Origin of the sequence: Paenibacillus sp. 2TAB26 (assembly GCF_052115145.1) — a bacterium.
Taxonomy (GTDB): domain Bacteria; phylum Bacillota; class Bacilli; order Paenibacillales; family Paenibacillaceae; genus Pristimantibacillus.
Genome location: NZ_JBFRGC010000007.1, coordinates 126,732 through 141,677 on the forward strand (window position 1 = coordinate 126,732; position 14,946 = coordinate 141,677).

Here is a 14,946-nt window from a genome sequence, read left to right on the forward strand (position 1 = left end):
AATACACTAGCAGCGTAAGCTTCTGAAGAATGTAGGGTAGACCCCCAACTTACCATAACCACAAAAGCTAAACCTAGCAATAAACCTTTACGTATGTTCTTGACTATCCGCACGTTTTACTTCCCCTTTTCCCATTTCAAAATGATTGGCGGCTCTAAACTTACGCAGTTCTCCCGCATCATTTAACGCCACTATCAAATATAAATTATTATTCAAGTTACAAATAGTGTGCGTTGTCACCAGTTTTGTCATATGACAAGTTTATTTATAGAAGGCAATATGACCTTTCAGGGTTAGGGTCGAGGCTTTATTTGCATGTGCTTCCTGAGTTAGGGAATATTAAAGATCGATTAAGCATGTGCAAATATGACCTATAACAAATGAAGGAGAAGTGTTATGAATTACAGGAATATCACCGTTGCCGGCAGCGGCGTATTAGGAAGCCAAATCGCGTACCAAACTGCTTTCAAAGGGTTTAATGTATCTGTATATGACATTAACGATGAGGCTCTAGAGCGTGCCAAAGAAAGAATTGTAAATTTGAAGCCGCGGTATCAAGAAGATCTTGGGGCTACGAGTGAAGCGGTAAATGCAGCTTATGACCGTATCTCGTTCAGCTCTGATTTATCACAAGCTGTTGCAGATGCTGATCTTGTCATTGAAGCCATTCCTGAGGTCGTACAAATGAAAATTGATTTTTACAAGAAGTTGGGAGAGGCAGCTCCTGCCAAAACGATTTTTGCAACAAACTCTTCAACTTTATTGCCAAGCCAATTTGCGGATGCAACAGCTCGTCCGGAAAAGTTTCTAGCGCTGCATTTTGCAAATGAGATTTGGAAAAACAATACGGCGGAAATCATGAGGCATCCGGGAACAGATATGAAGGTATTCGATGAAGTTATTGCGTTTGCGAAAACCATCGGAATGGTTGCTTTGCCTTTACATAAAGAACAGCCAGGTTATATTTTGAATTCTTTATTAGTTCCTCTATTGGAAGCTGCGCAGCTGCTCCTAGTCAAAGAAGTTGCTGATGTAGAAACGATTGATAAAACATGGATGGTAGCCACAGGAGCGCCACTAGGCCCGTTTGCCATCTTGGACGTTGTAGGCATCAATACCGCTTACAATATCGGACTTGCAAAAGCGCAGGCTACAGGTGATCAAAATTTTGAGAAAGTGGCTGCGCTATTGAAGTCAGAGTACGTAGATAAAGGAAAGCTTGGAAGAGCCACCGGAGAAGGATTTTATAAATACCCGAATCCTAATTTCATTAAACCGGATTTTTTGAAAAGTTAGTTCTTTATCGTTGCAAAAGAAAAGGAGCTGTCCCAAGTAGATTTATCTACGATTGGAGTAGCTCCTATTTTTTTATGAAGCTTAGGCAGAATGATTTCCTCCCCTTAGCATATTTACAGCTTACGAACCTAGCAGGTCCTATTCTAACCATTTGTAGTGGATTAAAAATGTAACGAACCCCAGAATCGTTATTTCGAGAAAAGCAGCTCATAACACGTTACAAAGCATGCAATAACGTTAATAAGATTCGTTAAAATGGAACAGAAGTCGTTTTCTGCATAATAAGCATCATACAGTTCGTTAGAGAAATGGCCTTGGGATGTTATGAGCTAAATTAAAAAGACCCCGGCAGACGCTGCCGAGGTCAACTATATAAATAAATTGCGTACAAAGAAGGACTATGTTAATATTAATGAACCACTGAATAGTTTTTGTAAAGTTCACAGATTTATTACATCTTATCTACACTCTTATCTTATCACATGGATTTACAGTTTGTCAAATGTTCTTTTTCTTCTCCAGACCAAACTAACAAGGAGCGTGTTCAGGAGGATGATGAATGCAAAAGATTGGCAGCAAGAGCAGGAACGGTTGGATATGGTTACGAAACAGCTGCAAACAAGTATCGCTGAGCTAGAGCCTGAAGTGGATCAGCTTCGCGATCAGGCGGCGGACATCCGCAAACGATTTTGGGAAGAGGTTACGGTCGATACGAGCACAGACGAAGATTTTGAAGAGACCTTCTTAACGATTAAGCAGCAGTCTGCGGTGTTGTCCGAACGGGAACGAAGCCACGCGCAGCTGAAGAGGCAGTGGAAGAGTATGAACCGCTTGCTGCCTTCTCCCTATTTTGGGCGTATCGACTTTCATGAGGATGGTCTTGAATCCAAGGAGCAAGTGTATATCGGCGTATCGTCCTTCGTCGATGCAGATGGTATGAGCTTCCTAGTGTATGACTGGCGTACACCTATAGCGAGTGTATACTACGACTATTCGCCAGGGGCGGTCGCTTTTGAAACACCCGGAGGGCATGTCGCTGGGAAGATGGAACTGAAAAGGCAATACCAGATTCGAGGCGGGCAGATTCAGAATTTGTTCGACTCGAGCTTAACTATAGGTGACGAACTGCTTCAGCAGGTGCTTGGCAAAGGCGCAGATGCACAGATGAAAAGTATCGTTGCAACTATTCAAAAGGAGCAAAATGAGATTATTCGCAATGATAATAGCCGAATGCTCATTGTGCAAGGAGCCGCGGGAAGCGGGAAAACCTCTGCGGCACTGCAGCGTGTGGCGTACTTGCTGTACAAACACCGCGAGAGGCTGAAAGCGGACCAAATCGTGCTTTTCTCGCCCAATCCGATGTTTAACAGCTATGTCTCTACCGTTCTTCCCGAGCTTGGCGAGGAAAATATGCAGCAGACGACCTTTCAGGAATATCTGGAATATTGGCTTGGACGGACATTTCGTCTGGAGGACCCGTTCGATCAGCTCGAATATGTGCTGACGGAAGAATCCGATCCGGGGTACGAGGCGAGAATGAAGGGGATTCAATATAAGTCGTCGGAAGTTTTCCTTCAAGCTCTCCGAAACTATGCCTTATGGCTCGGCCAGAAAGGCATGCGATTTCAGGCGATTCAGTTCCGAGATCGTGAACTAATTACCGCGGAGCAAATGAAATCGCAATTTTACAGCTACGACCCCTCCATCCGCTTGGTCAATCGTGTCGTTTTACTGCAGGAGTGGATAATGCGTGAGCTGGTCATGCTGGAGCGTAAGGAGCGGGACGAAAGCTGGGTGGAGGAGGAACTTAACTACCTCGATAATGATCAATATGCGGCAGCCTATCAGTTTTTGCGTAAAGACAAAGGGATCTTCGAGTTTGCAGAGCAATATGTCGAAGCCTATAACATCATGAACAATAAACACCAGCAAGAGGACGATGTATTTGATTTTGCCCAGCAGGAGGAAGAGCTGCTGCGCCGAATGGTTGTGAAAGAAAACTTTAAACCACTGAGGCAAAATGTGAGACGGTTGTTATTTATAGATATGGTTGGTATTTATGATCAGTTGTTTAGTGATAATAACGCCTATCAGGAAATGACGAATGAAACCGTAGTGCCTAGTGATTGGACAGAAATATGCAAGCAAACGAAAGAGAAGCTGAGCAAGCTCGAATTGTTTTATGAGGATGCGACACCATACTTGTATTTAAAAGAACTCATTGAGGGTATTCGGACCAATACGGAGGTTCGGCATGTATTTGTTGATGAGGGCCAGGATTACTCGATGTTTCAGTATGAATTTCTCAAAAAGCTGTTTCCCCGTGCTCAAATGACGGTGCTCGGTGATTTCGACCAGGCGATCTTTACGCAGGCGACGAACTTGCACGAGATGGATTCGCCGCTTATACGGCTTTATGGCGAAGGAGAAACGAGACGCTTCTTTCTCGTTCGCAGTTATCGCTCCACCCGAGAAATTGTTGGATTTACGAGGTTGTTGCTGCCATACGGGGAGGCGATCGTGCCCTTCGAAAGAGGTGGCAAGAAGCCGCTTCTCTTTAAGGCGGATAGCAGTGAGAAAAGAGTGGAAAGAATCGCGGCAGATCTTGCTGCCCTTCAAGCTGAAGGCTTCGAATCTATCGCCGTCATTACGAAGACAGCGACCGAGAGCTGTGATGCCTACGAAGCGTTGACAGACGTGGGCTGTCAGACGCTTCGGCTCATTACGAAGAAGACGCCTACCTTCGAGAATGGAGTGCATGTCATTCCTGCGTATCTTGCCAAGGGAGTGGAATTCGATGCCGTACTGATCTACGATGCTTCTTCGCAGACCTATCATCGGGAAAGCGAACGCAAGCTTTTCTATACGGCATGTACACGTGCGATGCACCAGCTTATCCTCTACACGACAGGAGATTGGACACCTTATATTCAAGCCGTGGATCGTTCCTTGTATGATTTGGAGCAATAAGAAATTGATGCACGTTTATTAGATAATTATTTATGGTCCGATCGCTACTTTTGGGAAATAAGCTTGAGATATAAAAATTTTGAAATCATTAGGCTTATGTTCCATTTTTCGCGATTTAATATTTAAAATCAAAGGAATTACTTTGGTTTTGTCGAAATAGGTTGGATTATGATGACAAAAAGAAAAGCGGTCCTTGTTACAGGGTCATTCTTTATCACCTTATTGCTAATTCGAATCATCTGGGCTTTTCTTCAGGCGTCACCAGAGCACCCTCGTGCGGTTCGGGGCGAGTTGGATTTGCGCGGCTTCGACTTCACCAAGGATCGCACGGTTACAGTAGACGGAGATTGGGAGTTCTATCCCGGCAAGTTTGTGATGCAAAGCGAGTCGAACACAATCTCATCCGAAGAGGGAAGAATGTTCATTCATGTTCCCGGAACGTGGAACCTGTCTTTATCCGAGAACAACTCGCCATACGGCTATGGCTCCTATCGTCTGCGCGTCAATGTCAACCCGGATAATGATCTAACCTATGGCATTCGCGTTTCGAACGTGCGTACTTCGTCTGAACTATATGTGAATGATCGTTTTTTGGCGAGAGAGGGGCAGCCGGCAAAGATCAAACAGCAGTATACAGCCCGAAGCATGCCTTATACCGCTACTTTCAAGGCCGATACAGGCGAAATCGATATTGTCATACAAGTTGCGAATTATGACAACAGTATACGAGGCGGTGTGGTAGGATCAATCAAGTTAGGCAGTGAACTTGCGGTGGACAAAGAAGTAGGGTTTTCCATCAACATGCAGTTAGTCGTATGTGTCGTTCTGATGATTCAGGCCTTGTATACGCTTATTCTGTATGTGATCGGCACCCGACAAAAAGCTTTGATCTACTTCTTTATGCTTGTTGTTAGTGCCGTTGTCATGACACTGCTCGACGATGATAAGCTTTTGCTAGTTTGGCTGCCGGCCATCAACTATGAGTGGTCCATTAAACTCGTTCTTCTGTCCTTTATTGGAATAGGAGCCTTCCTACTGCAGTTTGCCAAAAGTCTCTTGCCAGAGCATGCGGAAAACAGAGTGTTCCGCTGGTTCCCCTTGCTTTGTTTGATTGCCACACTGCTGATTGTGTTTTTGCCAGCCAGGTACGCACTGAGCGCATTAGCTGTATACTACACCATAGATTTGCTCGCTTGCTTGTACTGTCTGATGTTCTCGCTGCGTACGGCCCTGAAGAGCGATAAGAACGCCATTTATTTGGTCGTTGGTCTAACCTCTGTTTTGACTAATATTATTGGAGGGTACCTCAAGAGTCTGCTAGATATGGGCTATTATCCGATCGACCTGATCGTTGCGTTCCTCGCTTTTGCGTCTTTCTGGTTCAAACGTTATTCCGATACTTTCGCCCAAACGGCGAAGCTCGCCGAGAAGCTTCAGAAAGCGGACAAGCTGAAAGACGATTTCCTGGCCAACACATCCCATGAATTGCGGAATCCGCTGCATGGCATCCTTAACATCGCCCAAACCGTTCTGGATAACGGTATTAGAGATCAGGACGACAAAAACAAAGAGAACATGAAGCTGCTTATTTCCGTAGGCAAGCGAATGTCATACATGCTTAACGATCTGCTGGACATGACGCGGCTTCAGGAGAATGGCATCCGCTTGCATATAGGGAGTGTCCACGTTCAGGGAGTCGCCTCCGGTGTAACCGATATGCTTCGTTTTATGACGGAAGGCAAGTCGATTCGCATCGTCAGCGACATTCCCGACAACTTTCCTAGTGTCATGGCCGATGAAAACCGGCTTACACAAATTTTGTTCAACCTGCTTCACAATGCGGTGAAATATACTGATCAAGGACATATTATAATAAAGGGCGAGGTCAAGGACGGTAAGGCGAGCATTGTCGTCGCCGACACCGGCATCGGGATAGATCTAGAGACACAGCAAAGGATGTTTGCTCCCTACGAGCAGGGGGACCCTGGCATAACGGCAATTGGAGGCGGGCTCGGGCTCGGGTTAAGTATATGCAAGCAGTTGGTGGAGTTGCACGGAAGCACGTTGGAGGTTAACTCCATTCCGGGCCATGGTTCGGTATTCAGCTTTACCTTGCAGTTATCCGATTCATCCATCCGACATTACGAGAAGGCTATGATTGCTCCGGTATCGGGTGTTTATGCAGAAGCGGTGGTTTCCGCTTCCTTTGGACTTCGCGGTGACATTTCCAAACTGGAATCGGCGACCGGTTCAGACCGGCCAAACATTCTGGTCATAGACGACGATGCTGTCAATTTAAGTATATTGAGCAACCTCCTTACTTCGGAAAAGTATAAAGTCGTCACGGCTGCAAACGGGCGTGACGCACTTGCCATACTGAATACGAGAGAATGGGATTTGATCATTACCGACATCATGATGCCACGCATGTCCGGATACGAATTGTCCCGTATCATTCGTGAGCGCTTTTCCGTCACGGAGCTACCCATTCTGCTCTTGACCGCCCGCAGTCGACCGGAAGATATAGATACCGGATTCCTGTCGGGAGCCAACGATTACTTGAGGAAACCGGTAGATGCGCTGGAACTGAAATCCAGGGTACGGGCATTGACTGAATTGAGGCAATCGGTGCGCGAAAGACTGCGCATGGAAGCGGCTTGGCTTCAGGCGCAAATTCAACCGCATTTTCTGTTCAATACGCTTAATTCGATAGCCGCACTCAGCGAAATCGATAATGAGAAAATGAGAGCGTTGCTTGAAGAATTCGGCCATTACTTGCGGGCAAGCTTTGACTTTCGGAATTTGGAACGACTCGTTCCGCTTGAGAATGAGCTTGGTCTTGTCCGCTCATATCTGTATATCGAAAAGGAACGTTTTGAGGACAGAATAAACATTCGCTGGGATGTGGATGCAAGAATTCATTTGCAAGTTCCACCGCTCTGCATCCAACCTCTTGTCGAGAACGCAATACGACACGGCCTGCTAAGCCGTGTTGAAGGCGGAGAAATTCATATCCGAATTACCGCAAAAGAACATGAGGCGGAAATTTCGGTCACAGATAATGGTATAGGGATGGATGAGGAAACTGTACGGCGCGTCTTGGACAGCCGCTTGGACGTAAAGGCGGGAATCGGCTTGTACAATACGGATCGGCGATTGAAACAACTATACGGCAAGGGATTGCAAATCCGGAGTGTTCCGAATCAAGGCACTATTGTCAGTTTTGTCGTGTCAAAATGAGGGAAGAGAAGAGCATTAATTAAGATCTTAAGATTCTAGTGGATTAATTCTCTCTGCGATTCGTTCACCGAAAGATGGCAATGTGAACGTAAGACGGATTGACGGCAGGAACCGTTAATAGCGAGTATGACGCATGCCGAATTTACGGCATTAATCGTAAGATTGCTCAAAGCGGCCATTCTGATTAATAAGTAAAAAAGAACAGCTCTATGCCGATACATTGATGGACTGGATGGACAAGCAGTTGGTGGTGTATGACAACATTCTTGATTCGGAACTGTCTTTTCCTGAAAAAACTAAAGAAATCATGCTGTTGGAGGCCAAAAATTCAAACATGTTAGCGGATGAATTTCCAAAGGCCCCATCCTCTGAGTTGAGTGGATTGATGCAAATGATGGAGAGCTATAGCGAGCAGAAGGTCGTGCACTTTTTTGAGAAGTTTGTCGCGCTTGGCAAGCAAGAGGGTTATATCCATAAAGGCCAAACAGAAGAGATGTCGATGCGTTACTTCACTATGTTTAAGAATGAAATTGGTCGTCATTGGGAGTCATCGAATCAAGAACACATAACTAGGAGTATGGATCAATTGATGGAGTTGTTCTTTTATGGGTTAGTGGGACAGGTGCAGAAGCAGAAACATGCCAAGGAGCAAAATGGATCTACCTTTTAAAGAGCCCATAAAGCTGGACCTTATCACACAAATCGAGTGAAAACGATAGTTCGCATGATTCATGTTTACAAAGAGAGGGCCGTCCTGCAAAGGAAGGCCTTTTTCTCTCCTTCTCATAATGTCATATGTATTTTATTGTTTTGACCTTTACCTGTAACCTTTCCATAGATAGTAGGCACTTCTATATCATACGGAAGAAAGGAGCGGGAGCATGCTTCAGTATATTGAAGACGCAAAACAAGGGGATCGGCAAGCTTTTGAATCTATTGTCCGGCACTATACAGCAATGGCAAACGCGGTTGCGTACGAGAAGCTGCACGATTTTCAACTAGCGGAAGATGCAGTGCAAGAAGCATTCACTGAAGCCTTTCTGCATTTAAATAAACTGCGAGTAGGAGAAGCATTTCCGGGATGGTTCAAAGCTATTGTGATACGGCAATGTTATCGTATGACGCGTAGAAAGCATCATCCCATCGTGCCTTACGAGGAAGTAGCGCAATCGGCAGAGGCTCAAATTAGTGTCTCTGATATTATTGAGAAAAGAGAGCTGCAGCAGTCCGTTCATGATTCTATAGCTTTATTAACACCGAAAATGAGAATTGCGGTTCAATTGTTTTATATTCAAGGGTATTCTCTTCAAGAAATTTCGAGCTTTGTGGGCACTTCGGTTCCGATATTAAAGAAACGGCTCTTTGATGCTCGTCGTAAATTGAAGGGTGCTCTGCCAGTAGCCGATTTGATCTCCGTATATAATCATTTGTATGTAGGAGGAAAAGGTGTGCTTCATATTGTAAACGGAGATTCAGTAGCAGAGAAGCTGCGGCAAGGCATCGTGCAGGGTGAGATTTTAGTATGGCGGGAAGTGTACCCTCATGGTCCTGTATTTTTAGATTCTGCTGCAGTAGACCATCGTTCTAGACGATCACAATATTTGGAACAAACAATGGGAATCCCTCGCTCTGAGTTTGTTCAGGGTAGTGAAGCGCAGGAGAAAGTGTTGGCTGATTTTCATAAATATGAGGAGATTGTGCTTTGGTTTGAGCATGATTTGTTCGATCAGACGATGCTGTGCTATTTGCTCCATTCGTTCTCAGGGCAGCCTTTGCTGAAAACAAAGCTGAGCTTATTGTGCATCGGGGAATATCCAGGAATTGAACTGTTTCGCGGGTTGGGACAGCTTTCTCGGGAGCAAATGGAGACGTTATCGGGAACTTGGAAATTGATTGGGGCAGAGGAGCTGGACTTAGGCAGAGCGTTTTGGCAAGCCTATACGTCACAGAATCCACAACAGTTGCAGCAATTGTTAAGTCAAGATACGTCCGTGCTGCCATTTGCGCATGATGCCTTCCAATTTCATTTATCACGGTTCCCGTCTACCCACAATGGGCTTGGTATCGTAGAGCAGATAACGCTTGCGATGATCCAGGGGGGAATAAACAGTCCGTATGAATTATTTCAGCATGTTGGAAACAAACTCAACGCCTTGGGTATGGGTGATCTGCAATACTGGCATATTTTAAAGGAAATGTCTCGAGATCCGTATCCATTAATACAAATCGGCGGATTACAGACGATCCCTTCTTATCTCGATTCATCGATATCATTCCGCGATTGTATCGTTACGTTAACCGAATTCGGAAAAAAGGTGTTGGATGGAAAAGAGGACTGGATTGCGAATAAAGGAATAGATGAGTGGTATGGCGGAGTGCATTTGCAGGGATATTTTCCGCGGTGGCGCTGGAATACAATCGAACAAAAGATCATTGAGATAGGCGCAGAAACGTGACCTTATTTAAAAGATAAAGTTTATGCTTAAAGGTGGGGTGGGGAGATGGACAATCGCATCTTAGAAAGAGGCCTATCGATCATATCGCAGTGCAAGGGTCGAACGGGTGATATATGGGAGGCGCATTTTGGGGCGGCAGCAATCGCAAGCTATTTTTTCGTAAAAGAAAACCTGATGCCAGCCGAGACGTCAGCTCGAATTGCAGCAGAATCAGGCGTGATGCTTCGCAGTCGAGCATACGAGCATATCGCTCGCAGCAGAGGAGAGCTGGATGCCGAAATAGCCGAAAAACAAATTCTAGCAGCTCTACTGCCTACAATGGATGGGCTCCACTGGGTCGGACACAATGTTATCTATGCAGCTATCAGTTTGATGGCGATCAGAGAACTTGACGGTTGGGGGCATGCGGATGAAATTGAAGGCATTACGAGCTTGATTGCATCTTTTAATAAAACCATTCCCGGAAGGTCATGGCTAGGGTATTCGGCATCGGACGTGAAGCGGCTTGAAGTAGCAGAGAGCGATCGGTTTCCTGCTATTCAAAATGCAGAGCAGCTATCCGAATTTATCATAAATGAACTTTCGTCTTTTCAAACCATTTACAGATCAGAGGCTCACCATGATCTAATTGGACATATGCTAACTTTTTCGCAAGCATTAACAATTTTGCATGAGCTTGGTCATGTCGAATATTTTCTGAAAGGCATTCCCTCTCTTCAAAAGCTGGTTAAAGTTCTTCGTACCAGTCATCACATAAATCCGGAGCAGCCGCCAAAATTGTTCTCTTCAGTAGACCGTTGGCCTCTTCCACTGGCATGTCGATCAGAGTGGCTGCCTATTGAAGATGAATATTGGCTGCAAGGCTTTCAACATACGGATTGGGATTTTGGTCACACATTTAAATTCCCGTACAGCTTTTATAATCATATTAACCGGCTCGACACACCTAACCTTCAAGCAGTGGAAAACTTCCGATACATTATCGGGTAATCACGAGCGCATTAGCGACCGTTGCGATTCCGATGCATTACAGTACGAAGGCGTTAGGGATTTTAGGAAGATCTGTTTTCGCCAAGGCGGATATGTTCATTAAGGCTGTAGGACAGCGAACGACAGAAGTGAATACATTAGAAGTTACAAAGGAAAACGTGTCCCAATTTGCCGGCGTCGTCACGATGCAGTATGAATAATAGAAGAGAAACTCTATGTTATTAAGGGTTAGAGTGTAAAAAAAAATGGCTCCGCGAGATGATCATGTCATCTGCGGAGCCTCTTTTAGCTTGATTTATGTGCAAAGAGTCTGGCTCTAGCCCGCTGCCCAAACGTCTAATTCAATTTTTAATTCGGGCAAACCTAATCCTTTAATATAAGCAACCGTCATGGAGGGAGGCGTTTGGCCAAACACTTTATCCCAAATGGAATAGAAATGATCCCAATCTATTTCTTCCGTAGCCCAAATGTTGATTTTAATGACATGATCAGGAGTTAATTGTTGGGAAGAGAGGATATCAACAATATTACTCATTGTATTGGTTACTTGTTGATTAAAATCGGTAGGAATATTGTTGTTCTGATCAATGCCAATTTGGCCGGAAAACACGTACATCTCCGCATTTCTGCTTATTTTCGTTACATGACTATAGCTGCCAACCGGCTTCGCTATATTTTCCGGATTATATCTATGAACAACATGATTATTTAAATTCATCGTTTGTAACGTCTCCTTATAAATGGAAAATAAATAACTATGAATAGGTTATCTATTTCACTGTATTTTAACTTTTTATGATTGTAGACAGAGCTATCCCGTCTTGATCAATTTTAGAAAAAAACAGCAGTAGAATACCCGATTCCAACAGATAATGATTTAATCGATCTCTTCTTCATCAAGTATCCCTCCTTCATTTATAAGTAAAATAACTTACTGTAGAATAATAACATTGTTGAAGTGAAAAGAATAGCAAGGTTGTTGCATGATCACCAATGAGGTAAAAACTGTTAACTTTGCTTTTTTAGAAGCTGTGCTTGTATATTGTTAGTATATCTTTTATTTTTTAAAGGATTTTATAGGGAACATGCATGGGTTCGTGAAAACTAGAAATGTAGAAAGAGAATAAATACTTTTCTATCGAACCAGCCATATGTGTGGAATAGACAACCGGGAGGAAACAAAATGAGTACACAGAGTCTGGGAGTTCCATTAGAAGGTTTTGCTGAATTTAGTCGAACCGTAGCTGCAGAAGGCGCGGTACTGTTAAAAAATGAAGGACAGGTGCTTCCGCTTCGAGATGGCGAAAACGTTGCTGTTTTTGGCAGAACCCAAGTGAATTACTACCGCAGCGGTACAGGATCAGGCGGGAGCGTCCATGTTTCTTATACAACGAATTTATTAGATGGTCTTCGCGGTAAAAAGAACCTGACAGTCAATGAAGAGCTTGCGGCTGTCTATGAAAAGTGGATTGAGCAAAATCCATTCGATAATGGCGGCGGCGGCTGGGCGGCTGAGCCGTGGCACCAGAAGGAAATGCCGTTAACTGATGAACTAGTGTCGGGCGCAAGAGCTAAATCGAGTAAGGCAATCATTGTGATTGGACGTACAGCGGGAGAAGATCAGGATAATGCCGATGCACCGGGAAGCTATCAGCTAACCTCGGACGAAAAAGCGATGCTGAAGCAGGTAACAGCCTATTTCGAGCAAACCATCGTAGTGCTGAATGTATCGAACATTATTGATATGAGCTGGATGAACGATGAAAGTTATGTCCACCCCATTTCAAGTGCGATCTACTCTTGGCAGGGCGGCATGGAAGGCGGTAACGCCATTGCCGATGTTCTGGCCGGAGAAGTGACTCCGAGCGGTAAATTGACGGATACCATTGCTTATTCCATCGATGATTATCCATCCACTCGAAACTACGGCAATGAATTTAAAAACTTTTATCAAGAGGATATCTATGTAGGCTATCGTTATTTTGAAACATTTTGCCCAGAGAAGGTTCAATATGAATTTGGATACGGGATATCGTATACCTCATTTAAAGTCGATGCTGAGCAAGCAAAACTGACCACTAAAGATGGGAAAAATTTCGTTGAAATTGACGTAACGGTTACCAATTCAGGAGCTGACTACGCGGGTAAAGAGGTCGTGCAGGTTTATTATGAAGCACCGCAAGGGAAATTGGGACAACCGGCCAAAGCTTTGGCTGCATTCGGCAAAACCAAAGTGCTTCAAGCAGGCGAATCAGAGCGCCTTACAGTGAGTTTTCCTGTAGATACAATGGCATCTTATGATGACGCTGGTGTGACAGGGCATGCTTCCGCTTATGTTCTAGAAGCGGGAACGTATCGCTTTTATGTAGGAACAAGCGTTAAAAACCTTATTGCAATAAGCGTACAAGGTAAAGACGGTTACGTTGTGGAAGCTCTTGAGGTCGTAGAGCAGCTGCAAGAGGCGTTGGCACCAATAGAGGGCTTTAGTAGAATGAAGCCGGGCGCTCGGAAGGAAGACGGTTCATATGAGCTGATTACGGAAGAAGTACCCACTCGCAGCGTTTCCTTAGCAGAACGGATTGAGAAGAATCTTCCTGCAACACTTAAGCAAACTGGAAACAAAGGATATAAATTAAGAGATGTTTATGAGCAGAAGGTTGGCATGGAAGCTTTTATCGCTCAGCTTAGCGATCAAGATTTGGCTGCCATTGTCAGAGGAGAGGGCATGAGCAGTCCGCTTGTTACGCCGGGTACAGCTTCGGCTTTCGGCGGAGTAAGCGACAGCTTATTTAATTACGGAATTCCGGTTGCTTGTACAGCAGATGGCCCGTCAGGTATTCGTATGGATAGTGGGCAGAAAGCGACCCAGGTTGCCATTGGCACCTTGCTTGCGGCAACTTGGAATGCTGAGCTGGTCGAAGAGCTCTATGTTATGGAAGGGCAAGAATTGTTAAGCAACAACGTGGATGCTCTGCTTGGGCCTGGCCTCAATATTCGCCGCAGCCCGCTGAATGGCCGCAACTTTGAATATTTCTCAGAAGATCCGCTCATTTCCGGCGTATTTGCAGCAGCATGTACTCGAGGAATTATGAAAGGCGGCTCTAATGCTACGCTGAAGCATTTTGCCTGCAACAACCAAGAAAAGCATCGCAGTAAAGTAGACGCTATCGTATCAGAGCGCGCTCTTCGTGAAATTTATTTGAAAGGCTTTGAAATTGCGGTAAAAGAGGGCGGCGCGAATTCGATTATGACCTCCTATAATCCAATTAACGGACATTGGGCGGCTTCTAATTATGATATGAATACTACCGTGCTTCGCGGCGAATGGGGCTTTAAAGGTATTGTCATGACTGACTGGTGGGCCATCATGAACGATGTCGTCAATGGAGGATCAGCGGATCGTAAATATACGAACTGGATGGTTCGTGCACAAAATGATCTGTATATGGTTGTTCCTAACTATGGCGCGGAAATCAATGGCTGGGATGACAATACGATTGAATCGTTGGAGAATGGAACGTTAACAAGGGGCGAGCTTCAACGCTCTGCAATGAACATTTGTGAGTTCATTATGTATGCGCCTGTATTCTCGAGAAAACAAGTCATTGAAGAGAAGGTCGATACATTCAAAGCGAATGCATCTCTATCTCCGGAGCAAGCACAAGTACTTTCCGAGAATGCACAAGTTAAACCAGCGGCAGCAGGATCAAGCTTTATGAAAGTGGATCAAGCTGGCCAATACCGGATTATTGTCAGCATTATGTCTCCTGAGCCTGAACTGGCTCAAAGTGCTTGCAACGTGACACTGAATGATCAATTGATGACGACTATTCAGACGAATGGGACGGAAGGCAAATGGATCAAGCAGAAGCTTGTGAAAGTCGAGCTGGAAGCAGGTCTTTATGAACTGAAGCTGGAATTCATCAAACCAGGCTTGCAAATTGAATGGATCGAATTTAAAAAAGTGTAATGCAGAATAGCTGTGTGTAATACT

The 14,946-nt window shown here is 44.7% G+C and carries 9 protein-coding genes and 1 pseudogene; 8 read left to right on the forward strand and 2 right to left on the reverse strand.

What is annotated here, in order from left to right; translation table 11 throughout:
• Positions 1–87: 87 nt before the first annotated feature.
• Positions 88–252, reverse strand: coding sequence for a hypothetical protein (locus tag AB4Z50_RS09420; protein WP_441878237.1), 165 nt, complete (start codon positions 250–252; stop codon positions 88–90).
• A gap of 144 nt (positions 253–396) precedes the next feature.
• Between AB4Z50_RS09420 and AB4Z50_RS09425 the strand changes: the two genes are divergently transcribed.
• The 7 genes and pseudogenes from AB4Z50_RS09425 (at position 397) to AB4Z50_RS09455 (ending at position 11,152) form a co-directional block, all read left to right on the forward strand.
• Positions 397–1,296 carry a 3-hydroxyacyl-CoA dehydrogenase gene (locus AB4Z50_RS09425; RefSeq protein ID WP_441878239.1) on the forward strand — a complete coding sequence of 300 codons (900 nt, stop codon included), beginning with the start codon at positions 397–399 and terminating at the stop codon, positions 1,294–1,296.
• A 555-nt stretch (positions 1,297–1,851) separates the two neighbouring features.
• Positions 1,852–4,266 (forward strand): RNA polymerase recycling motor HelD, encoded by a 2,415-nt coding sequence (gene helD / locus AB4Z50_RS09430; RefSeq protein ID WP_441878484.1) that lies wholly within the window; start codon positions 1,852–1,854, stop codon positions 4,264–4,266.
• A 171-nt stretch (positions 4,267–4,437) separates the two neighbouring features.
• Positions 4,438–7,506, forward strand: coding sequence for an ATP-binding protein (locus AB4Z50_RS09435; RefSeq protein ID WP_441878241.1), 3,069 nt, complete (start codon positions 4,438–4,440; stop codon positions 7,504–7,506).
• A gap of 196 nt (positions 7,507–7,702) precedes the next feature.
• Positions 7,703–8,176 (forward strand): annotated as a pseudogene (locus AB4Z50_RS09440) (TetR/AcrR family transcriptional regulator); the annotation flags it as partial.
• Between the two features lie 211 nt (positions 8,177–8,387).
• Complete coding sequence (locus tag AB4Z50_RS09445) at positions 8,388–9,962, forward strand: sigma-70 family RNA polymerase sigma factor (protein WP_441878243.1); 1,575 nt, start codon at positions 8,388–8,390, stop codon at positions 9,960–9,962.
• Between the two features lie 45 nt (positions 9,963–10,007).
• Positions 10,008–10,952 carry a hypothetical protein gene (locus AB4Z50_RS09450; RefSeq protein ID WP_441878245.1) on the forward strand — a complete coding sequence of 315 codons (945 nt, stop codon included), beginning with the start codon at positions 10,008–10,010 and terminating at the stop codon, positions 10,950–10,952.
• A 32-nt stretch (positions 10,953–10,984) separates the two neighbouring features.
• On the forward strand, positions 10,985–11,152 hold the full coding sequence (locus AB4Z50_RS09455; protein ID WP_441878247.1) for a hypothetical protein: 168 nt from the start codon (positions 10,985–10,987) through the stop codon (positions 11,150–11,152).
• Between the two features lie 116 nt (positions 11,153–11,268).
• Here AB4Z50_RS09455 and AB4Z50_RS09460 read toward each other — a convergent pair whose 3' ends face one another.
• A complete protein-coding gene (locus tag AB4Z50_RS09460; RefSeq protein WP_441878249.1) occupies positions 11,269–11,670 on the reverse strand; it encodes a RidA family protein in 402 nt (133 codons plus the stop codon).
• A gap of 465 nt (positions 11,671–12,135) precedes the next feature.
• Here AB4Z50_RS09460 and AB4Z50_RS09465 point away from each other — a divergent pair, with 465 nt between their 5' ends.
• A complete protein-coding gene (locus tag AB4Z50_RS09465; protein WP_441878251.1) occupies positions 12,136–14,922 on the forward strand; it encodes a glycoside hydrolase family 3 C-terminal domain-containing protein in 2,787 nt (928 codons plus the stop codon).
• The last annotated feature ends 24 nt before the right edge of the window (positions 14,923–14,946 follow it).

Excerpts from the sequence above, each read along its gene's own strand:
- AB4Z50_RS09460 (WP_441878249.1), bottom strand. The coding sequence starts at position 11,670 with ATGAATTTAAATAATCATGTTGTTCATAGATATAATCCGGAAAATATA.
- AB4Z50_RS09455 (WP_441878247.1), top strand. The coding sequence starts at position 10,985 with ATGCATTACAGTACGAAGGCGTTAGGGATTTTAGGAAGATCTGTTTTC.
- AB4Z50_RS09420 (WP_441878237.1), bottom strand. The coding sequence starts at position 252 with ATGACAAAACTGGTGACAACGCACACTATTTGTAACTTGAATAATAAT.
- AB4Z50_RS09450 (WP_441878245.1), top strand. The coding sequence starts at position 10,008 with ATGGACAATCGCATCTTAGAAAGAGGCCTATCGATCATATCGCAGTGC.
- AB4Z50_RS09425 (WP_441878239.1), top strand. The coding sequence starts at position 397 with ATGAATTACAGGAATATCACCGTTGCCGGCAGCGGCGTATTAGGAAGC.
- AB4Z50_RS09445 (WP_441878243.1), top strand. The coding sequence starts at position 8,388 with ATGCTTCAGTATATTGAAGACGCAAAACAAGGGGATCGGCAAGCTTTT.
- helD (WP_441878484.1), top strand. The coding sequence starts at position 1,852 with ATGAATGCAAAAGATTGGCAGCAAGAGCAGGAACGGTTGGATATGGTT.
- AB4Z50_RS09435 (WP_441878241.1), top strand. The coding sequence starts at position 4,438 with ATGACAAAAAGAAAAGCGGTCCTTGTTACAGGGTCATTCTTTATCACC.
- AB4Z50_RS09465 (WP_441878251.1), top strand. The coding sequence starts at position 12,136 with ATGAGTACACAGAGTCTGGGAGTTCCATTAGAAGGTTTTGCTGAATTT.